This window comes from Microtetraspora glauca, assembly GCF_040656155.1.
Classification (GTDB): domain Bacteria; phylum Actinomycetota; class Actinomycetes; order Streptosporangiales; family Streptosporangiaceae; genus Microtetraspora; species Microtetraspora glauca.
In genome coordinates, this window is record NZ_JBFALK010000022.1 from 109,678 (window position 1) to 129,827 (window position 20,150).

A 20,150-nucleotide genomic window follows, 5' to 3' on the forward strand; every position below is an offset into this window, starting at 1 on the left:
CCAAGGTCCCTGCCGCCACATGGGCCAAGCACGAGAACGTTTGGGGGGAAATTAGGAGGAGACCCACCGTGAACGCGCTGGACCTGTCGCGATGGCAGTTCGGTATCACCACCGTCTACCATTTCATCTTCGTTCCCCTGACGATCGGCATGGCCGTACTGGTGGCGTCCATGCAGACCGCCTGGCACCTCAGCGGCAACGAGACCTATCTGCGAATGACCAAGTTCTTCGGGAAGCTCTTCCTGATCAACTTCGCGATGGGCGTGGTCACCGGAATCGTGCAGGAGTTCCAGTTCGGGATGAACTGGAGTGACTACTCCCGCTTCGTGGGTGACGTCTTCGGGGCACCGCTGGCCATGGAGGGCCTGCTCGCGTTCTTCCTCGAATCGACCTTCCTCGGCTTGTGGATCTTCGGCTGGAACCGCCTGTCACCCCGGCTGCACCTCGCCACGATCTGGCTGGCGGCCATCGGGACCACTCTCTCGGCGTACTTCATCCTGGCCGCCAACTCGTGGATGCAGCACCCCGTCGGCTACCGCATCAACCCCGAGACGAACCGGGCCGAGCTGACCGACATCTGGGCCGTGCTCACCAACTCGACCACCCTGGTGACCTTCCCGCACGTCCTCTTCGGCGCGTTCATCACCGCGGCCGGGTTCCTGATCGGGGTCAGCGCCTGGCACCTCGCCCGCGGCAACGAGACCGGCCTCTTCCGCCGCGCGATGCGGATCGGCCTGATCGTCTCGCTCGCGTCGGGCATCGGCGTGGCGGTCACGGGCGACGTCCAGGGCCGCATCATGACCGAGCAGCAGCCGATGAAGATGGCCGCGGCGGAGGCCCTGTACGAGACGTCCGGGCCGGCGTCGTTCTCCCTGTTCACCCTCGGCACCCCGGACGGCGACGAGGAACTGTGGAGCCTGCGCGTGCCGCACGTGCTGTCCTTCATGGCGACCGGCGACCCGAACGGCACCGTCGAGGGCATCAACGACCTGCAGAAGGAGTACGTCGAGAAGTACGGACCGGGCGACTACCGCCCGTCGATCCCGGTGACGTACTGGACGTTCCGGTTGATGATCGGGTTCGGGGCCCTCGCGAGCCTGCTCGCGCTGGTCGGCCTCTGGCTGACGAGGAAGGGGCGGACACCGGGCAGCCGCTGGTTCTACCGGGCCGCGCTCGCCTCGATGGCGCTGCCCTTCCTCGCGAACGCCGCCGGATGGATCTTCACCGAGATGGGCCGCCAGCCGTGGACGGTCTACGGGGTGCTGCGGACCGCGGCCAGCGTCTCCCCCGGCGTGGACGTGACCACCGTGGCGATCTCCCTGACGGCCTTCACCATCGTCTACGCCGTACTCGCCGGGATCACCGCGTTCATCATGACGCGGCACGTCAAGGCGGGACCGCCCGACCTGGAGGCGCAGAAGGAACCCGCCGACACCACCGTCCCCGCCCTGACCTACTGAGGAACACGTCATGGAACTCACCACCGTCTGGTTCATCCTCATCGGGGTGCTGTGGATCGGCTACTTCGTGCTGGAGGGCTTCGACTTCGGTGTCGGTGTCCTGCTGCCGATCCTCGGCAAGGACAACACCGACCGGCGCATCATGATCAACGCCATCGGGCCCGTCTGGGACGGAAACGAGGTCTGGCTGCTGGTGGCCGGCGGAGCGACCTTCGCCGCCTTCCCCGAGTGGTACGCCACCCTGTTCAGCGGGTTCTACCTGCCGCTGCTGCTCATCCTGCTGGCGCTGATCGTGCGCGGTGTCGCGTTCGAGTTCCGCGCCAAGCACGACTCCGACCGCTGGCGCCGCGGCTGGGACCAGGCCATCTTCTGGGGATCGCTGCTCCCGGCCGTCCTTTGGGGCGTCGCCTTCGGCAACATCGTCGCCGGGGTGCCGATCGACGCCCAGCACGAGTACACCGGTAACCTGCTCACCCTGCTCAACCCGTACGCGCTGCTCGGCGGGCTCGTCACACTCGGCCTGTTCCTGCTGCACGGGGCGGTCTTCCTGTCCCTGAAGACCGACGGTGACGTGCGGACCCGCGCCCGCGCGCTGGCCCTGCGGATCTCCCCCGTCGTCGTGGCGGTCGCCGCGGTGTTCCTGGTGATCACCCAGCTCACGCACGGCAAGCCGATCACCTGGGTCACCACCGCCCTGGCCGCCGTGGCGCTGGTCGCCGGGGTCGGCGCCGCGTTCCGCGGCAGGGAGGGCTGGGCGTTCGCCGGCACGGCCGTCACCATCGTGCTGGCCACGGCCACGCTGTTCCTCGACCTGTGGCCCAACGTCATGCCGTCCAGCACCTCCGCGCTGTACAGCCTCACCGTCACGAACGCCGCGTCCTCGCCGTACACGCTGACGGTGATGACCTGGGTGGCGGCCATCTTCACCCCGGTGGTGCTGGCCTACCAGGGGTGGACGTACTGGGTCTTCCGCAAGCGCCTCACCCGTACTCCAATCGCCCAGTGACCGGGTCGGCCTGCGGAACAGAGGGCCGGGAGATCACCCTTCGCGGGTGTCTCCCGGCCTTCGCCCTGTCCGGAGATGTACGGCGGCCGGATCACGGTGATCAGGGGCTGACCCTGTTCCTGGCGTCCTCCACCACGGCCTCGGCCCGGTCCCGCGACTCCCAGCCCCAGGTGTCCGCGCTCTTGCCCGGTTCCAGGTCCTTGTAGACGTCGAAGAAGTGGGCGATCTCGTTCAGGACGTGCGCGGGGACGTCGTCGCTGTTTCGGATGCCGTCGTAGCGGCAGTCGTCGGCGGGCACGCACAGCAGCTTGGCGTCGGGCCCCATCTCGTCGTGCATCCAGAACACCGCGACCGGCCGGACGCAGATCACGCATCCGGGGAAGGTGGGCAGGTCGCCGAGAACCAGCGCGTCCAGCGGCTCGCCGTCCTCCGCGAGAGTGCCGGGCAGGAACCCGTAGTCGTAGGGGTAGACCGTCGCGGTGAACAGCATCCGGTCCAGCCGGATCCGCTGCCGCTCGATGTCCATCTCGTATTTGTTGTGCGACCCCCGCGGCGTCTCCACCATGATGTCGAAGCGCACCTCATGCCCCCCTTCCGGGGACGGCCACTCCTTCAATCGTACGGCTGAGCAGCGCGAACGGATCGTGGCTCCCGGTGGGCGACCAGCACCGCGTGGTGGGCCGTACCCTCGGGGCCGTCCGGATCGGCGTGCACGGTCGCGGCACGCAGCCGGGGCAGGCCGTGGATGAGCCGGTGTTCGGCCTCCACCGCGACCTCGTGCGCCTCCACCAGGGTCAGGCCAGGGTCGAGCACGATCTCGACCTCGGCGCGCAGCGCGTGACCGACCCAGCGCATCCGGACCGCGCCCGCCCGCCGCACGCCCGGGACCTCGCCGAGGACACGCTCGGCCTCCTCGACCAGCGCCGGATCGACGGCGTCCATGAGCCGGTGGCAGATCTGCCGCGCCGCGTCCCGCAGTACGAAGCAGATCGCCACCGTGATGAGCAGTCCGACGACGGGGTCGGCCAGCGGGACGCCCAGCGCGGCACCACCCGCGCCCGCCAGCACCGCGAGGGAGGTGAAGCCGTCGGTCCTGGCGTGCAGGCCGTCCGCCACCAGCGCCGCCGAGCCGATCTCCCTGCCCACCCTGATGCGGTAGCGGGCCACCCACTCGTTCCCGGCGAACCCCACCAGCCCGGCGGCGGCCACCCAGCCCACCGCGCGCATGTCGTGCGGCTCGGCCAGCCGCCGGAGCGCCTCGTACCCGGCCAGCGCCGCGGAGGCGGCGATGATCAGCACGATCACCACGCCGGCCAGGTCCTCGGCCCGGCCGTACCCGTAGGTGAAGCGCCGGGTGGCCGCGCGTCGCCCGAGCCAGAAGGCGATCCCCAGCGGGACCGCGGTCAGGGCGTCGGCGACGTTGTGCAGGGTGTCGCCCAGCAACGCGACCGATCCGGAGAACGCCACGATGACCGCCTGGGCGGCGGCGGTCACCATCAGCACCGCGAACGAGACCGCCAGCGCCCGCATGCCGCGCCCGCTCGACTCCAGCGCCGCGTCGGTCTTGTCGGCGCTGTCGTGGCTGTGCGGCGCCACGATCCGGGCGAGAACGGCGATCCGGCCCGCCCACGACCCGAGTCCGCCACCGCCCGCCGCCCCCCGATGCCCGTCTCCGTGCCCGTGCCCGTGGCCGTGGCCGTGCCCGTGGCCGTGGGCATGGGTGTACGGAATCGGGGGTTGATCAGGTGAGATGCCGGAATGGTTCCGCTCGGACATGGCTTCTCCGCTTGCGTGGGACGGCTCTCCGGCGGAGTATATGTATTCATGTACGCACGCGACAACGAATCAGGTACGACCTTGTCGCAGGAGCGACCTGACAGCGCCAGGGTGGAGGCGGCCGTCGCCGCGTTCCGCATGCTCAGCGACGCCACCCGGCTGCGCCTGATGTGGCTGCTGGCCTCCGGCGAGTACGACGTCTCATCGCTGTCCCGGACGCTGGAGGTGGCGCGCCCCTCGGTCTCCCAGCACCTGGCCAAGCTCCGCATGGCCGGTCTGGTGCGCACCCGGAGGGACGGCCGCCGGGTCCTCTACCGGGCCAGGGACGCGCACGTCCGCACACTCATCGCCGAGGCGCTCTCCCACGCCGACCACGAGGTGTCCGGCGCGCCCCGCCACGACGACTGAGATCCACGCGCCGTCTCCACCCGCGCGCCGTCAGGTCACGACCATCCGCTCACGACCGTCCGCTCAGGACCGGCCGGTTGACGCAGCCGACCCGCCAGCCCGCGCGGGTGGCGCTCAGTTCGGTGACCGACAGCGGGGCGAGGTCGAACAGCGCGCCCGAGCCCGCGGGCAGGCCGAGCGCGTGGCAGAGCGCGGCGCGGATCGGACCGGCGTCGCAGCAGGCGACAGCGGCACCGTCCAGCTCCGACTGCCCCGCCAGCCAGTACGCGACACGGGCGGCCAGCGCGGCCGGGCTCTCGCCTCCGTGCGGGGCCGCGTCCGGGTCACGCTGCCACTGGAGCAGCGCCTCCGGCTCTTCCACCGCGACCCGTTCGTACGGCAGGCCGCTCCACCGGCCGTGATCGGCCTCGGCGAGGGCGGCCACCACGATCGGAGCGGGCCGGATGGCCTCGGCCGTCTGCCGGGCGGCGGGTTCCGGCCCGCTGTAGTGGTCGAATCGGGCGGGCAGTCCGGCGACGTGCCTCACCTTCGCCAGGGCGGCGTGGTCGGCGTCCTGGGCGGAGGGGAAGCACGCCGCGCGCATGCCCGGCGTGCTCGCGTGCCGCAGGAGGATCAGGCGGCGCATCCAGTCTGTCCGAAGGTCGGGTCAAGCACGGTCAGGTCAGCACGGTCAGGTCGGCACGGTCAGGTCGGCACGGTGACCGCGAGCGACCTGCGGCGGACGCCTCGCTCGGCGGCGACGCCGTACAGGACGCCGATCGCCGACCAGAGCACGAGTTGCGTACCCAGGGAGGAGAGGCGGAAGTCCCACAGCAGGGTGGCGGGGAAACCCGCCGGGACCTCGTTCACCGTCGGCAGCAGCAGCCAGGCGGCGATCACGGGGGCCAGGAAGCCGACGGCGCCGGCCAGATAACGGCGTTCCGGCACTTTGCGGGCAGCGGCCACGGCCAGCGCCACGGCCAGCAGGCCGATGGCGACCATGACGAGGTAGTAGGTGGTCCGGCCGTTGATGGTGTCGGGGTCCCCGACGGCCGGAGGGTTGGCGGGGTACTTGACGAACGGAACCAGGACGATCGCCACGAAGGCGGTCGCGGCCATCGTGCCGGACAGGGCCGCGTCGGTGCGGGGACCGATCCGGCCACGCACCCCGGCGTAGACGAGGGCGAAGATGCCGCCCACGGCCATGCCGTACAGGGCGAGGGCGAGGAACAGCCCGGCCTGCTGGCCGGACCGGCTGACCAGTTCCTCCTCCGCGTGGGAGTGTTCGGCAGCGGCCTGGGCGTGGCTCGCGGCCTCCTCGAGGGCGATGGCCTGGTTGACGTGCGGCTCGCCCACCAGGTAGGCGAAGACGGCGGCGATGAGTCCGGCGGCCAGCCCGACGAGCAGGCCGCGGACCAGTAGCGTGCGTATCATCGCGCGCCCTAATGGCAGGGAACGCCGAGCAGGTGCCGCCCATCGTGCATCAGTTCGTGCAGATAGTTACCCGCCTGCGAGACGGCCCCCTGGTCGAACGTGACCAGATAGGCCACGAGCAGGAGCAGGGGGACCGCCACGAGGAGCCAGCGTCCCAGGCCGGCGAGTGGAACGGGATGCGACGTGGTCAGTTCACTCATCGGTGCCTCCTTGGGATGGCGCCTCCGTTGCCGGAGGACCGGTGTCCCAGGTGACCCGGATTCGGAGACCAACGCCCCGGCCGCGCGGGCGCGGCCGGCTCCGGCATCCCACCGGATCTCCCTCGTACAACTTACGGATCTTCCGCGAGCGTAACCTTTCGCGAAGTAACAATCAATATCATGATCTTTGTCCGAATTAAGACGAACCCGATATCGCGTCCGCTAACCGACCGTTTCCGGGCGCACACGATCCGGATAGGACGCGGCGAGGAACCGCCCGGCCCGATCGAGCCTCCGTACGGCGAGAGCCGAGACGAGACCGGCGATCAGCAGGAGCAGCCAGGGCAGGGCGGGGAAGCCGCGGGCGTCCCCCACGTCCATGGCCCAGCCGCTCGCCAGGTTGCCGAGCAGGATGCCGATTCCCGAGAAGGCGTTGTAGAGCCCGTAGTAGGTGCCGGTCAGCTCCGGCGACCCCAGCGTGGAGATCATCGCCATCTCGAACGGGAAGATCAGCATCCCGGCCGCGGTGAGCAGGATCGCGGTGGCGACCGCGGGCGCGACCCCCAGCCCGTACGGCAGATCGCCGGGACGACCGGCGAACTGGGCCGCGAGCAGCACGGGCACGAAGCCGACGCCCATCACCGCCAGGCCGCGCACGATGGCCTGTTCCGGTCGCCATCGGCGTGCGGCGAAGGCGGTGAGGCGGACCTGCCCGGCCACGGCCAGCAACGCCATGAAGGTGTACATCACGGCGATCGCGGCCTGGCCCCCTCCCGCCCGGCGCAGCTCCAGCGGGAGCCCCAGATATACCTGGTAGGAGAGGGCGTAGGACACGAACATCGCGGCCGAGAAGGCCACGAACGGCCGGTTCGCGAGCACCTCCTTCCAGTCGGCCAGCACCGGGCGGCCCGCCCCCTCCGCCGTACCGCGGCGCGAGGGGAGCCTGCGGGCCTGCAGCAGCGTCAGCACCGCGAAGACGACGGCGGCGGCCACGCAGGCGAGCCGGAAGTCGACCGCGACGAGCAGGACGCCGACCAGCGGCCCGGCGAGGATCCCCGCCTGGTAGAAGACGTTGAAGAGGGCGAACGCCTCGACCTTCCGTTCCCCCGCCTCGACCGCGACGTACGCGCGGACCGCCGGGTTGAACAGCGCCCCGGCGAGGCCGGTCAGCACCGACGCGGCGATGAGCGCGGGAACCGACGAGGAGACGCCGAACAGCGCGAACCCGACGGTGCGCAGCCCACATCCCGCCATGATCAGCGGCTTGTAGCCGTACCGGTCACACAGCGTGCCGCCTACCGGGAACATGCCCTGCTGGCTGAGGTTGCGCAGGCCGAGCAGCAGCCCGGTCAGCCAGACGGCCAGGCCGAGCCGCCCGGACAGGTGATCGGCGAGGTACGGCACGAGCATGTAGAAGCCGAGGTTGATGCCGAACTGGTTGACCAGGAGGAGCCGCACGGCCGGGCTGAACGACGCGTACCCGGCTCTCATACGGCGGCTCCGAGCGGGTCGACCACGGTCGTGCACCGGGTCCAGCGGGTGACCTCCCGCTCGGCGGGATGGGAGATCTCGTCGGGATGCTCGGCCGGGGCGCCGGCGAGCAGGCCGTTGGCCGCGCAGAAGTCGTCGTCGAAGACGGTGTTCCAGTACCGCCACGGCCCGTCGGGGAAGACCGCCACGATCGAGGTGCCCCGGGGCGCCGTCCTGGCCACCCAGTCGGCGACCAGGGCGACCGCTCCCGCACTCCACCCGCCGCAGGCGTAGTGGGCGGCGGCGAGCGCCCGGCAGGTGTGCACGGCCTCGGCCGGGTTGACCCAGTGGACCTCGGAGAACGCCTGGTAGTCGACGTTCCGCGGATGGATGCTGCTGCCCAGGCCGCGCATGAGCCGGGACCTGGCCGGCTGTCCGAAGATCGTGGAGCCGACGGTGTCGACGCCGACCAGCGCGACGTCGGGAAAGGTCCGCCGCAACGCCCGGAAGACGCCGGCGCTGTGCCCCCCGGTGCCCACCGAGCAGACGAGGACGTCGATCAGCGGCAGCTGCGCCACCAGCTCGGCGGCGAGCGTGGCGTAGGCCGCCACGTTGTCGGGATTGCCGTACTGGTCCGGGCAGTAGGCGTCGGGCAGCTCGGTCAGCAGCCGCTGGACCCGCTCCCTGCGCGCCTCCTGCCACCCGCCGACCGGGTGCGGCTCCGTCACGATCTCCAGGCGGACCCCGTACGCCCGGAGGAGCCGCGCCATCAGCGGTTCCAGGCCGGGATCGGCGACGAGCGTGACCGGGTGCCCGTGGACGATGCCGGCCAGGGCCAGGCCGAGGCCGAGCGTGCCGCTGGTGGACTCGACGATCGTGCCTCCCGGCACGAGCTCGCCGCGCCGCCGGGCGCAGCGCACCATGTGCAGCGCGGGGCGGTCCTTGATCCCGCCGGGGTTGAATCCTTCGAGCTTCGCCCAGAAGCCCCTTTCCTGGGACCGCGCCGGAATCCACGTGACCGGCGTGTCGCCGACCCGGACCCGTGAATTCCGCGTGGATGGAATGGACGGAATGCCCTCGAACGCGGGCAGCGTGGAACTGACAAGAGATTTCACTGGTACCAACCCACCAAAGGTCCGCGGCACCTCTCCTTGAGGCGCCGAACATTTCTGCGTGCCCTTTTCCGCGGGAAACTCGTGCCGCGCGGAACGGTGGGTCTATATGCGCAGCACGCAGAGCGCCAGGCGGTTTCCCCGGCACGGTACGCGGAGCGACGGCGGAGGGCCGGACCGGACGGAGGGACGCGGCCCGACCGGAACGGCGGGCACGACGGCGACCTCCGCGTGGAGCGGATCGTGGCTGTCCACGGCGCGTGTCCACAGCCCGGCGCTCTCGTCGCAGCACTCCGAATGGTGGGGCGAGCCACCGCACGCGCCGCCGTCCGGGCAGTCCGTGCCGGCGGCGACGTGGTGATGGTGACCGCGGTGTCCCTGGTCGAGCGTGCAGCAGGACGCGGCGTACAGGGAGAAGAGCCCGAGGGCCGCCACGATGACGACGAACATCCGGCTCAACCGCGCGTACGCCGGGCCGCCCGGCGGCATCGCCGAGGCACCCCGGAAGGTCCTGTTACACATCGCGAGGAGTGTGCCCAGGGTTCTTCGCTTTCCATGCGGATGAGGAACGCCGCAGCCCGATAATTTACCTGTTCATCGGAGATGGTCAGAAATATTCATATCGAGCTGGTTATCCGGCGAGAAATCCGGTCGGGCGGATCAGGCCGTGAAGCGCCGGGCGACGTCGTGCAGCGCCAGGGCCAGGAGATCGACGTCGTCGCGTGAAGTGAACAGCGCGGGAGTCACCCGGACGCAGTCGCCCCGCACGGGGCCGCCGCGACGGACTGTGAAGACGCGGTGCCGGTCGAGGAGATAGTCCGTGATCGCCACGTTGTCGGCCTCCGAGACCCGGCCGGTGATCCGGAACGCGGTGATCGTGCCGTACATGGGCGGCTCCTCCGGGGTGAGGATCTCCATGTTCGGGATGTCCCGTACCTGGTGGACCCAGCGGTCGCGCAGGAAGCGCAGCCGCGCCTGCTTGACCTCGGCGCCCAGGGTCTCGTGGAAGTCCAGCGCGGTGGGGATCGACAGGACGGGGGCGACGTCCAGCGTGCCGGAGTGGACCCGGGAACGGATGTCGGAAGCCGGATAGGTCTCGTCGCGGAAGGCGAGATCGATGTCGTCCAGGCGGCCCCCGCGGATGTAGAGGAACCCCGCCCCCAGCGGCACGCCCATCCACTTGTGCAGGGAGAACCCGGCGAAGTCGGCTCCGAGGTCGTCGATGGTGAAGTCGAGATGCCCCCACGAGTGGGCCGCGTCCACGATCACGTCCACGCCCCTGGCCCGGGCCATCGCGACGATCTCCCGCACCGGCAGCACGAGTCCGGTGCGGTTGTTCATGTGGCTGAGCAGGAGCAGCCTGACCTTCGGATGGTCGCGCAGCGCCCGGTCGTAGGCGTCCAGCGCCGCCTGCCGTGTCGCCGGCTCGGGGACGACCATGCGCTCCACCCGCACACCGCGCCGGTCCGCGAGCCAGTTCATCGCGTACTGCATGCTGTGGTAGTCGAGGTCGGCGTACATCACCGAGTCACCCGGACGCAGCCGCCGGTATCCGGCGATCAGGTTCTGCAGGGCCTCCGTGCCGCCCCTGGTCAGCGCGATCTCCTCTTTCGCCGCGCCGAGAACCGAGGCGACCCGCTGCCTGATCTCGTCCGCCCGCGGCTTGTACGTCATGCGGAGCAGGTGGGAGTTCCACTCGTTCAGGTGGTCCACGTTGCGGTGGTACTCCCGGCGGACCGGCTCCGGCATGATCCCGTAGTAGCCGTTCTCCAGGTTGACGAAATCCGGGCTGACCCGGAACCGGCGTGCCACGGACCGCCAGAAACCCTCGTCCCGCGCCAGCTTCTCGGGCGCGACCCCGGCGGGGACGACCAGGGGGTCCGGCGCCGGCGGCTCGGCACCGGGCGGTCGCGGCGCGGAGGGGGCGAAGGGCACGGCCAGCGCGCCGATCCCGGCCACCATCTGACGCCTGGACATGACCATCGCATTCCTCCCCCGCGCGCGGCGGGAACCGCCATACGGCGGGTTCCCCGAGATCGCGTTCCAGTCTGCGGCGACCGTGTCCCGGAGCCCCACATCCCCGCCTCCGCAGGCGTGGCGCGCAGGTGATCACTTCAGAGGGCCGGCGAAGACCACGATCTCGTCGATGTCCCCTGCGGGGGTGACGTGGACCATGTCCGTCCCGGACAGGATGGGCCGGCCGGCGGCGTCCTCGTAGCACCAGCCGAACCGCGCCCACTCCTCCGGCGCGTCCACCCCCGTGGTCCGCACCATCCGGCAGGGGCCCGACGGGTGCCCCTGCACCACCTCGGTGATGAAGTCCTCGACCGCCTCGCGGCCGACGCCGCGACCCAGCGGACCCCAGAAGACGACGTCGGCGGCGAGCGCCCGGCTCAGCAGCGTGGCCCGCTGCTCCGGATCGCTCGCGCCGGTCGCGGCGATGAAGGCGTCGATGGCCCGAACGTGAAGAGTGTCATCCGCATCCGTCACTCCGCGATCGTAGTGACGTCCTCCCCGTGTGAACACCGGGACATCCCGTATGCGACCGGAACGCGCCCGCACGGGTCATACCGCGCCCCTTGGATCGCCGGAACCCCCGGCCTGGGGAGCGCCGACCGCTCACGCGCCCGGGGGCAACAGCCGAAGGCCGCCCGGGGCCCCGCTCTCGATCAGCCGCACCAGCGCCGCGGTGTCCATGTACGTCCCGACCAGGTCGCCGAGCGCGTCCAGCCTGGCCTCGCGCAGCGCGGAGAACGACGTGTCCGGTGAGGGGGTGAAGTCCCGCCCGGCAACCGCCGCGACGTCCGCGAGGAACGCCCTGCGGAAGCCGTCGTTCTCCAGGGCACCGTGCCAGGTCGTCCCCCACACCGCGCCCACGCGGCAGCCGTCGAGGAACGGCTCCGCCTCATGGTGGCCGTTCCGGCCCGGAGTTCCCCGATCCCCGCCGGGCCGGGCGGCCGGGCGCGGATCCACCGTCACCGTGCCGTGGTGGATCTCGTACGCGGACACCTGGCAGCCGTACGCCTCGCCCACCGGGCGCGCGAGGGTCTTGCCCGCCGCGAACTCGACCGACGCGGGCAGCAGGCCGAGCCCCTCCACCAGCCCGGCGCCCGACTCCACGTCGTCCCTGATCGTCCGGGCCAGCATCTGGTAGCCGCCGCAGATGCCCAGCACCGGTCTCCCCCGCGCTGCCCGATCGCGTACGGCCTCCGCCAGCCCCGAGGAGCGCAGCCAGGCGAGGTCGGACACGGTGGCACGGGACCCGGGCAGGACCACGAGATCGGCGTCGTCCAGTTCGGCGGCCGAGGTCACGAAGCGGACCACCACCCCCGGCTCACCGGCCAGCGCGTCCACGTCGGTGAAGTTGGAGATCCGCGGCAGCCTGACGACGGCCACCCGCAGGGTGCGCCCGCCGGGCGCCGCCACCGGCGGCCGGTTGTCCAGGGCGAGCGAGTCCTCCACGTCCATCCACAGCCCGTCCAGCCACGGGAGCACCCCGTAGACCTCACGGCCGGTCAGCTCGCGGAGTGTGTCGAGCCCCGGCTCCAGCAGTTCGCGCGCTCCTCTGAACTTGTTGACCACGAATCCCGCGACGAGCGACTGGTCAGCGGCGTCGAGCAGGGCGAGCGTGCCGTACATGGAGGCGAAGACGCCGCCCCTGTCGATGTCCCCGACGACGATGACGGGCAACCTGGCGGCCTGGGCCAGACCCATGTTGGCGATGTCGCCCCGGCGCAGATTGATCTCGGCGGGGCTGCCCGCGCCCTCGCAGACCACCACGTCGTACCGCGACCGCAGCCGGTCGAGCGCCTCGACCGCGACCGTGCGCAACCGGTCCTTGAGCGCGCCGTACTCCATCGCGTCCACGTCGGCCATAGGGCGGCCGCGCACGACGACCTGGCTGCGCCGATCACTGCCGGGTTTGAGGAGGATCGGGTTCATGTCGGCGGACGGCTCCAGGCCGCAGGCCGCCGCCTGCACCGCCTGCGCCCGGCCGATCTCCGCGCCGTCGCCGGTGACGAACGAGTTGAGCGACATGTTCTGCGCCTTGAACGGCGCCACCCGGACGCCCTGCCTGGCCAGCCAGCGGCAGATCCCGGCCGTGACGACGCTCTTCCCGGCGTCCGACGTGGTCCCCGCGACCAGCAACGCGCCCTTCAACCCGTCCTCCTCGTGATCGGAAGGTGATTCGGAGGGTGCTCACGCTATCGCCCGGCGTTCCGGCCCCGCCGGGCACGGTGATCGCTGCCCGGGGAGGCCGGTCCTCCACCGGGAAGCGATCATCATCGCGCCCGGCCTTCAGCGTGCCTACCTGGGCGAATACCGAGGCTGAGCGATGCTGGACCCCGGAACCGGCCGCGCTCGGATGGCGTGCGCCGTACGACGGCGCCGGGGGGCCACGATGAGTGACAGCATGGTCGCGGAGCACGGATCGGGTGCCCGGCGGACCGGCGACCGGCTCCTGCGTCCATGAGGCGTCCGGTTCCCTGCAGGATCGCCGTCTGCCGTGACTGCTGCTGCGGCACGGCCAAGGTGACCGGCGTCGACCACGCCGAGCAGGTCCGCCGTCTGTCGGAGGTCGCCGAGGTCCGGGTCACCCCCTGCCTGCTCGTGTGCGAGCAGGCCAACGTGATCGTCGTCCAGCCGTCGTCGGAGGGGCGTGCCGCGGGCGGCCGGCCGGTGTGGTTCGGCCTGGTCAACGACGCGATGGCCACCGAGGACATCGCGGTCTGGGTCCGTGCCGGAGGCCCGGGGGTGGCCGATTTGCCGGACATCCTCACGCTCTACGTCTTCACACCGCCGCGCGGGGTCCGTACCCGCCGGTCACGCACCTCGCGGTGATCGCGCCGGGATCCCGCCGCCGTCAGTGCCAGGCGGCGTTCTTCAGGACGGTGGCCAGTCCCGGCGTCCCCCACTGGTCGACGATCAGGATGCGTTCCTTCGGCAGGTACCACTCGCGCTGCTTGAACGTCGACTTCTGCTCTCCGTTGTCGTAGCGCACGCAGCGGCCGGGCCACACCCGGTAGTGGGCCTTGTGCCCCGCGCCCACGGCGCGGTAGCCGACGGCGACGGCCTTGCCGAGAACCTGGCCGAGCGAGGGGTTCGTCGCGCACGGCGCCACGTCCACCGCCGGGTAGAACGGCCCCTGGTTGGGGTTGTACGTCTGGAAGCCCTCACCACCGGTCCTGATCGCCTGCGTCCCCATCACCCAGAAGCTGCGGCACTTCGGCTCGAAATAGTGGCTCCTGGGCCGCGCGCAGGCACCGGTCACCACGCGGATCTGGTCACCGCCGCCGTACACCTGCCACGAGCTCGGCAGGTCCAGGGTCAGGCCGCCGCGCAGGGCCAGCGGCGTGGTGGCGTCGGTGGAGGACGACGAAGCGGAGGAGGATAAAACGGAAGAAGAGGACGCGGACGCGGGCACCTGAGCCACCGACACGGCGACTCCGGCCACAGCGGCCAACGTGATCATTTTGCGCATCATGGCGGTGATCGTATCGATCCCCGCATACCGCCAGAGCACCCCTGGGTCCGGCGTGCCACCGCCCCGCCGCGGACGCGCCCATGGCGTCCGGGCGGGGCGTGGCGGGGCGTGACCCCCTCGGCCCGATCAGCCGGAGACGGGCTCCTCCGCGCCCGCGTCCCCGCCCGCGCTCACCGGCCGGTAGGTGTTGACGACGACGCCGGACTCGAACGCCGTGGAGTCCGCGAGCTCCAGGGTCGCCTCGGTGCCCTCGCGGAACAGGCGCTCGCCCTCGCCGCGGATGACGGGGTAGAGCCAGATCCGGTACTCGTCCAGGAGGCCGTGCTCCATCAGCGCGTCGGTGAGCCGGCCGCACCCCCAGATCAGGATGTCCTTGCCGTCCTGCTCCTTGATTTTGGCGACCTGCGCGGCCAGGTCGTCTCCGGGGATGACGACGGTGGGGTCCCAGGCGCTGGTGTCGACCGGCTGGGAGGCCACCACGTACTTGGTGATGGAGTTGACGTGGTCGGCGTAGGGGTTGCCGCCCATGTTCGGCCAGGCCTGAGCCATGCCCTCGTAGGTGACGCGGCCCAGCATCAGCGCGTCGCACCCGGTGGTCATGGTGAACGCGTACGCCATGGCGTCCGGGCTGTTGTACTGCAGGGACCACAGGTGGGGGTTGTCGATGAAGCCGTCGAGCGTGCTGTAGGTCGAGGCGATGATCTTCCGCATGGTGCTCTCCGTGTCGTCGATGGTGCCGTGGACGGTGTCATGCTGGGGCGAGATCCCCGAGGGGGACCTCACGGGATGTACGGGGACCTGTCCCGCGCGTCCCGCAGCGCGCCGGCCCACCAGACCAGGCGGTCCAGCGCGGTCGTGGCCGCGGCGTTGCACTCCGCGGTGGCCTTGGGCCAGGTGCCGTCGGCGGCGAACAGGTCCCAGTAGCAGGGCAGTGTGATCACGTCGCGGATGGCCACGGCGTGCAGCTCGGTGAAGACCTGCCGGAGCTGGTCGACGGCGCGCAGGCCACCGGACTCCCTGCCGTACGCGACGAAGGTGACCGGCTTGGCCTGCCACTCCTCGTGGTACCAGTCGATCGCCGTCTTGAGCGGAGCGGGGAAACTCCGGTTGTACTCGGGGGTGACCACCGCGAAGGCGTCGGCGGCCGTCAGCCGCGGCGCCAGCGCCCGCACCCGCGCCGGGACGGGCTCCTCGTGGTCGGTGAGGGTCTGCGGCAGGTCGGCCTCGGCCAGGTCGACCAGGTCGACGTCCAGGTCGCCGCGTCTGCGGGCTCTGGCGGCGAACCAGCCGGCCACGGTGGGTCCGAACCGGCCCTTGCGGGTGCTGCCGATGATGATCGCCACCCGTAGCCTCCGCTGGTCCATTCCGGTCCCCCTCTCGCTCGTTTTCCGACGTGGCCAACGATGCCGGAGGCCGTTTACGGCTTCTTTCGCATCGGTTTACGGAGATCCGCCGACACGAAGAAAAGGCGCGTTATCGTGGCGCGCATGCGTTTTGGGGTGCTGGGTCCGTTGGCGGTGTGGCGGGCGGGGGGCGAGGTCGTCACCGTCCCCGGGCTCAAGGTCCGTGCCCTGCTGGCCGACCTGCTGGCGCACGAGGGCCGGCCGGTGCCGGCCGACCGGCTGGTCGACGACCTGTGGGGCGAGGACCAGCCGGGCAACCCCCTCGGCGCGCTGTCGGCCAAGGTGTCGCAGCTCCGCCGGGTTCTGGAGGACGCCGAGCCGGGCGGACGCGAGCTGGTCCCGCTCCAGCCGGCGGGTTACCTGCTGAAGGCCGACACCGACGCCGCCGACTTCCGGTCCCTGCTCGCCGAGGCGGGCCGGGCCGACGACCCGAGGAGCAGGGCGGCGCTGCTGTCCGACGCGCTCGCGCTGTGGCGGGGCACGGCGTTCGCCGACTTCGCGGACGAGCCGTTCGTCCGTGCCGCCGCCGCCCACCTGACGGAACTGCGGCTGACCGCGCACGAGGACCTCGCGGAGGTACGGCTGGCGCTGGGCGAGCACGCCCTGCTGGCCGGGGAGCTCGGTCACCTGGTGGCCGAACATCCGCTCCGGGAGAGGCTGCGCGCGGTGCACATGCGCGCCCTCTACCGTTCCGGACGGCAGAGCGAGGCACTCGCCGGCTACGAGAGCCTGCGCGCGCTGCTGGCCGACGAGCTGGGGTTGGACCCCGGCGCCGACCTGGTGGCCCTCCATCGGGCGATCCTGACGCAGGACCCGGCGCTGGCGGCGGCCGCCGTACCGGACTCTCCGGCGACGCGGCCGGTCACGAACCTCCCCGCGCCGGTCACCGGACTGATCGGCAGGGACGGCGCGGTCGCCGAGATCCGGGCGCGGCTGGGCACGGACCGGCTGGTGACGCTCACCGGCCCCGGCGGGGTGGGCAAGACCCGGCTGGCGATGGAGGCCGCCAGGTGTCTGTTCGACCAGGACCCCGGCGCATCCCCGGAGTCCCCCGCGCCGGACGCGTTCCCTGACGGCGTGTGGTGGGTCGAGCTGGCCGCGCTGGACAGACCGGCCGACCAGGACGCGCTGCCCCGGCTGGCCGAGACGATCATGGGGGTGCTCGACGTCCGGGACGGCGCGACCTCCGAGCAGCCGGCCGAGCCGGTGACCGCGGTGGAGCGGCTGGCCGACGCGCTCCGTCCCCGGCGGCTGCTGCTGGTGCTCGACAACTGCGAGCACGTCGTCGAGCCGGTCTCGGAGCTGGCGGTGCGGCTGCTGCGGGCGGCCCCGGGACTGCGGCTCCTCGCGACCGGCCAGGAGCCGCTCGGGCTCGCCGGTGAGGTGGTCTGGAGTGTTCCGCCGCTGGAGGTGCCCGGCCACGCCGCCGACGACGTCGCGGTGCTGGAGCGAGCCGGATCGGTGCGGTTGTTCGTGGCCCGCGCGTCCGCCTCGGCACGGGGATTCACCCTGAACACGGACAACGCGTCGGCGGTCGCGATGTTGTGCCGCCGGCTGGACGGCATACCGCTGGCCCTGGAACTGGCCGCGACGAGGGTGCGCGCCCTGGGCGTGCACGGCCTGGTCGAGCGCCTCGACGACCGGTTCCGGCTGCTCGCCACGGGGCATCGAGGTGCCCCGCCGCGCCAGCAGACCCTGGCCGCGATGATCGGGTGGAGCTGGGACCTGCTGACGGAACCCGAGCGGGTCGTGCTGCGCCGGCTGGCCGTACACGCCGACGGCTGCACCGTGGACGCCGCCGAGGCCGTCTGCGCCGAGGACGGCCTGGACGTTCTCGACCTGCTCGCGCGCCTGGTCGACCGGTCGCTGGTGATGATGGCGGACGGGCCCGACGGCCCCCGTTACCGGTTGCTGGAGTCGGTGGCGGCGTACTGCGTCGAGCGTCTCCAGGAGGCGGAGGAACTCGACCGGATCAGGCGGCGGCACCACCGTTTCCACATCGCCTTCGCCGAGCGGGCCGTACCGCACCTGCACGGGGCCGACCAGCGGCGCTGGCTGCGCCGCCTCGACGCGGAGGCGGCCAACCTGCGGGCCGCGCTGAACGCCGCCGTCAGGGACGGGAACGCGGACGACGCGCTCCGCCTCGTCAACGCGATGGCCTGGTACTGGTTCCTGCGCGGGCGGCTGGCCGAGGCCCGGCGGTCCCTGACGGCGGCGCTGGCCGTCGCCGCCGCGGACGGTGACGTGGCCCCGGCGCGGCGGGCCGAGGCGCTGGCCTGGCACGTCGGCATCGGGCTGCTCCAGGGGGACGTCGCGGACCGGGAGGACCGCCGCCGCGCGGCCCTCCGCATGTTCGAGGAAGCCGGCGAACCGGGCGGGCTGGCACGGGCACAGTGGTTCCTGGCCTATACCGGGGTCGATCTGGGCGACCTCGCCGTCGCCGGGGAACTGCTGGACCTCGCGCTGCCCGCCTTCCGGTCACGCGGCGACCTGTGGGGTACCGCGGCGGCCCTCGCCACGCGGGCCAAGCTCGCGCACGTCCGGGGCGACCTCGACGCGTTGCGCCGCGACGGTGAGCGGAGCCTGGAGCTGTTCGACGAACTCGGCGACCGCTGGGGCCGGCTGGAGGCCACCGGCTGGCTCGGCGCGCTGGCCGAGATGACCGACGACCTCGACCGGGCCGAACTGCTCCACCGGGACGGGCTGCGCGTGGCCGAGGAGCTCGAACTGTGGACGGAGGTCGGCGGGCGGCTGGCCTGGCTCGGCTGGATCGCGCTGCGGCGCGGCGACTTCGCGGGGTCGGGCGAGTTCTGCGCGCGGGCGCTGCGGCTGGCCGTCGAGCAGCACCACCAGGCCGGGCAGATCTTCGCCAAGATGGGGCTCGCGTTCGCCGCGCGCAGGTACGGCAGGCTCGACCTCGCCGAGACCCACCTGCGTGACGTGCTGGACCACACCCCGCACCGGGAGCCCGGGCAGGCCGCGCCTCCGCACCTGCCTCTGGTGCTGATCGAGCTCGGCTTCGTGGCCGAGCAGCGTGGGGACGCGGCGACCGCCTTCGACCTGCATCGTGAGGCGTTCCATCTCGCGGCCGGATTCGACACCGCCCGGGACATGACCATCGTCCTGGACGGTCTGGCCGGGGCGCTGTCCCTCGCCGGACACCACGACCGGGCCGCCCGGATCCTGGGCGCGGCGGCCGCGGCCCGGGCGTCGGGCTCCCTCTCCCCCGCCCCCGCGGAGCGCGTGGACATCGACCGGATCACCGACCGGGTCCGTACGGCGCTGGGCGAGGAGCGGTTCGCCGCCGAGGCCGGACACGGCGCGACGCTCACGCCCGACGAGGTGCGCTCCCTGATGGTCGCTCCGTTACCGCCAGCGTGACCTGCCGTTCAGGTAGGCTCCGGCGTCCTCCAGGCTGACCGGCTGGTACGGCGTGTAGAGGTTCGGCTCGAAGCGGCTCCGGTAACGCTCGAAGACCGGCCGGTAGAGGTCCCAGTGGATGTCCGGCTGGCGGTGCCTGGCCCGGAACGAGGCGATCGGGATCTGCCCGAGGACGAGCTTCTCGAACTTGCTGTCGGCCGCCGCGATGGCCATGCCGTCCGGGCCGTAGATCGCGGTGCCGCCGGCGCCGGTGTCCTCGAAGTAGTTGGTCTCCGCGGAGAGCACCGAGTTGTTGGCGATCGCGCAGTACACCCGGTTGTGCAGCGCCGAGGCCCGGACGTCGATCTCGGTGAAGCTGCCGCTCGCCGTACGGAGGAAGACCTCGGCGCCCTTGATCGCGGCGGCCCGGAACAGCTCGGGCTCCAGCTGGGTGGAGGACATGGAGATGTTGCCCAGAGGGGTGCGCGCCACCGGGACGACCGCGTCCTGGCCGTACTTCTCGACGTACTCGTCCAGGACGTCGTACACGGTGGTGGTGAACAGCTCGAAGCCGCTGAACACGCCCTTGACGTTGCGCGCCTTCCAGTGCTTGGCCACGATCTCGCCGTCCGGGCCGATCAGCGTGGTGATGCTGAGCACGTGGCCCGGCCAGTCCGGGTCGCGGACGTAGGCGCCGAAGGCGATGTAGCACTTGTACTGCCGGGCCTTGGCGGCGATCAGCTCGGTCTCCTCGCCCGGGATCTCGATGCACCGCCGCTCGGTCTCCGCCTTGGTCCACCTGTCCCAGCCGCTGATCGGGAACTCGTGGAAGAACAGCAGGTCCGGGCCGGGGCCGAACCCGACGTGGAAGGAGTTGTCGATCAGATGCAGCATGTGGTCGAGGTTGGCCTTCATCCCGGACGGGTCCGGTGTCGGGTGCACGCGGGACTGGACGACGCCGAGAGTCCAGACGTCCTTGGCCAGCGGGACGGTGGGGTAACCGCCGTCGGTGTCCTGGGTGAGTGCCGTGCTCTCGGCGGGGTCGGTCATCGGTTGG

Annotated in this window: 20 protein-coding genes; 5 read left to right on the forward strand and 15 right to left on the reverse strand. The window is 71.5% G+C overall.

What is annotated here, in order from left to right; all coding sequences use genetic code 11:
• The first annotated feature begins 68 nt into the window (after window positions 1–68).
• Both AB0I59_RS33190 and cydB read left to right on the forward strand, forming a co-directional pair.
• Window positions 69–1,460, forward strand: coding sequence for a cytochrome ubiquinol oxidase subunit I (locus tag AB0I59_RS33190; RefSeq protein ID WP_061259224.1), 1,392 nt, complete (start codon window positions 69–71; stop codon window positions 1,458–1,460).
• Window positions 1,461–1,470: 10 nt separating this feature from the next.
• Window positions 1,471–2,466, forward strand: a complete 996-nt coding sequence (cydB, locus tag AB0I59_RS33195; protein WP_061259223.1) for a cytochrome d ubiquinol oxidase subunit II — start codon at window positions 1,471–1,473, stop codon at window positions 2,464–2,466.
• 100 nt (window positions 2,467–2,566) lie between these two features.
• Here cydB and AB0I59_RS33200 read toward each other — a convergent pair whose 3' ends face one another.
• A complete protein-coding gene (locus AB0I59_RS33200; RefSeq protein ID WP_358139161.1) occupies window positions 2,567–3,046 on the reverse strand; it encodes an inorganic diphosphatase in 480 nt (159 codons plus the stop codon).
• 32 nt (window positions 3,047–3,078) lie between these two features.
• Window positions 3,079–4,242: a cation diffusion facilitator family transporter gene (locus AB0I59_RS33205; protein ID WP_358139164.1), complete on the reverse strand. Its 1,164-nt coding sequence runs from the start codon at window positions 4,240–4,242 to the stop codon at window positions 3,079–3,081.
• Between the two features lie 48 nt (window positions 4,243–4,290).
• On the opposite strand from AB0I59_RS33205, the gene AB0I59_RS33210 reads away from it, so the two are divergent.
• On the forward strand, window positions 4,291–4,650 hold the full coding sequence (locus tag AB0I59_RS33210) for an ArsR/SmtB family transcription factor (RefSeq protein ID WP_061259221.1): 360 nt from the start codon (window positions 4,291–4,293) through the stop codon (window positions 4,648–4,650).
• Between the two features lie 49 nt (window positions 4,651–4,699).
• Here the strand turns inward: AB0I59_RS33210 and AB0I59_RS33215 are convergent, their stop codons facing one another.
• From AB0I59_RS33215 to AB0I59_RS33255, 9 genes are all read right to left on the reverse strand, one after another.
• Window positions 4,700–5,275, reverse strand: a complete 576-nt coding sequence (locus AB0I59_RS33215; protein WP_061259220.1) for a histidine phosphatase family protein — start codon at window positions 5,273–5,275, stop codon at window positions 4,700–4,702.
• Between the two features lie 59 nt (window positions 5,276–5,334).
• Window positions 5,335–6,063, reverse strand: a complete 729-nt coding sequence (locus AB0I59_RS33220) for a CbtA family protein (protein ID WP_358139168.1) — start codon at window positions 6,061–6,063, stop codon at window positions 5,335–5,337.
• 8 nt (window positions 6,064–6,071) lie between these two features.
• Window positions 6,072–6,263 (reverse strand): CbtB domain-containing protein, encoded by a 192-nt coding sequence (locus tag AB0I59_RS33225; protein ID WP_082777362.1) that lies wholly within the window; start codon window positions 6,261–6,263, stop codon window positions 6,072–6,074.
• A gap of 222 nt (window positions 6,264–6,485) precedes the next feature.
• A complete protein-coding gene (locus tag AB0I59_RS33230; protein ID WP_061259218.1) occupies window positions 6,486–7,754 on the reverse strand; it encodes an MDR family MFS transporter in 1,269 nt (422 codons plus the stop codon).
• A complete protein-coding gene (locus AB0I59_RS33235) occupies window positions 7,751–8,848 on the reverse strand; it encodes a PLP-dependent cysteine synthase family protein (RefSeq protein ID WP_082777361.1) in 1,098 nt (365 codons plus the stop codon). The genes AB0I59_RS33230 and AB0I59_RS33235 overlap by 4 nt, the downstream gene beginning before the upstream one ends.
• 102 nt (window positions 8,849–8,950) lie before the next feature.
• A complete protein-coding gene (locus AB0I59_RS33240) occupies window positions 8,951–9,367 on the reverse strand; it encodes a hypothetical protein (RefSeq protein ID WP_358139173.1) in 417 nt (138 codons plus the stop codon).
• 138 nt (window positions 9,368–9,505) lie between these two features.
• Entirely contained in the window at window positions 9,506–10,822 is a 1,317-nt protein-coding gene (locus AB0I59_RS33245; protein ID WP_358139176.1) for an aminotransferase class V-fold PLP-dependent enzyme, read from the reverse strand.
• 132 nt (window positions 10,823–10,954) lie between these two features.
• Window positions 10,955–11,335 carry a hypothetical protein gene (locus AB0I59_RS33250; protein ID WP_061259215.1) on the reverse strand — a complete coding sequence of 127 codons (381 nt, stop codon included), beginning with the start codon at window positions 11,333–11,335 and terminating at the stop codon, window positions 10,955–10,957.
• Window positions 11,336–11,464: 129 nt separating this feature from the next.
• Window positions 11,465–13,006 carry a cobyric acid synthase gene (locus AB0I59_RS33255; RefSeq protein ID WP_358139180.1) on the reverse strand — a complete coding sequence of 514 codons (1,542 nt, stop codon included), beginning with the start codon at window positions 13,004–13,006 and terminating at the stop codon, window positions 11,465–11,467.
• Window positions 13,007–13,315: 309 nt separating this feature from the next.
• Here AB0I59_RS33255 and AB0I59_RS33260 point away from each other — a divergent pair, with 309 nt between their 5' ends.
• Window positions 13,316–13,687: a (2Fe-2S) ferredoxin domain-containing protein gene (locus AB0I59_RS33260; RefSeq protein ID WP_358139183.1), complete on the forward strand. Its 372-nt coding sequence runs from the start codon at window positions 13,316–13,318 to the stop codon at window positions 13,685–13,687.
• Window positions 13,688–13,709: 22 nt separating this feature from the next.
• Here AB0I59_RS33260 and AB0I59_RS33265 read toward each other — a convergent pair whose 3' ends face one another.
• The 3 genes from AB0I59_RS33265 to AB0I59_RS33275 all read right to left on the reverse strand — a co-directional run bounded on the left by AB0I59_RS33265 (window position 13,710) and on the right by AB0I59_RS33275 (window position 15,673).
• Window positions 13,710–14,330: a hypothetical protein gene (locus AB0I59_RS33265; RefSeq protein WP_358139186.1), complete on the reverse strand. Its 621-nt coding sequence runs from the start codon at window positions 14,328–14,330 to the stop codon at window positions 13,710–13,712.
• A gap of 126 nt (window positions 14,331–14,456) precedes the next feature.
• A complete protein-coding gene (locus AB0I59_RS33270; protein WP_358139188.1) occupies window positions 14,457–15,113 on the reverse strand; it encodes a dihydrofolate reductase family protein in 657 nt (218 codons plus the stop codon).
• Window positions 15,110–15,673, reverse strand: a complete 564-nt coding sequence (locus tag AB0I59_RS33275; RefSeq protein WP_308066804.1) for an NADPH-dependent FMN reductase — start codon at window positions 15,671–15,673, stop codon at window positions 15,110–15,112. The genes AB0I59_RS33270 and AB0I59_RS33275 overlap by 4 nt, the downstream gene beginning before the upstream one ends.
• A 144-nt stretch (window positions 15,674–15,817) precedes the next feature.
• On the opposite strand from AB0I59_RS33275, the gene AB0I59_RS33280 reads away from it, so the two are divergent.
• Window positions 15,818–19,114, forward strand: coding sequence for an AfsR/SARP family transcriptional regulator (locus tag AB0I59_RS33280; RefSeq protein ID WP_358139191.1), 3,297 nt, complete (start codon window positions 15,818–15,820; stop codon window positions 19,112–19,114).
• Here AB0I59_RS33280 and AB0I59_RS33285 read toward each other — a convergent pair.
• Complete coding sequence (locus AB0I59_RS33285; RefSeq protein ID WP_061259210.1) at window positions 19,100–20,143, reverse strand: nitrilase-related carbon-nitrogen hydrolase; 1,044 nt, start codon at window positions 20,141–20,143, stop codon at window positions 19,100–19,102. The genes AB0I59_RS33280 and AB0I59_RS33285 overlap by 15 nt on opposite strands.
• Between the last annotated feature and the right edge of the window lie 7 nt (window positions 20,144–20,150).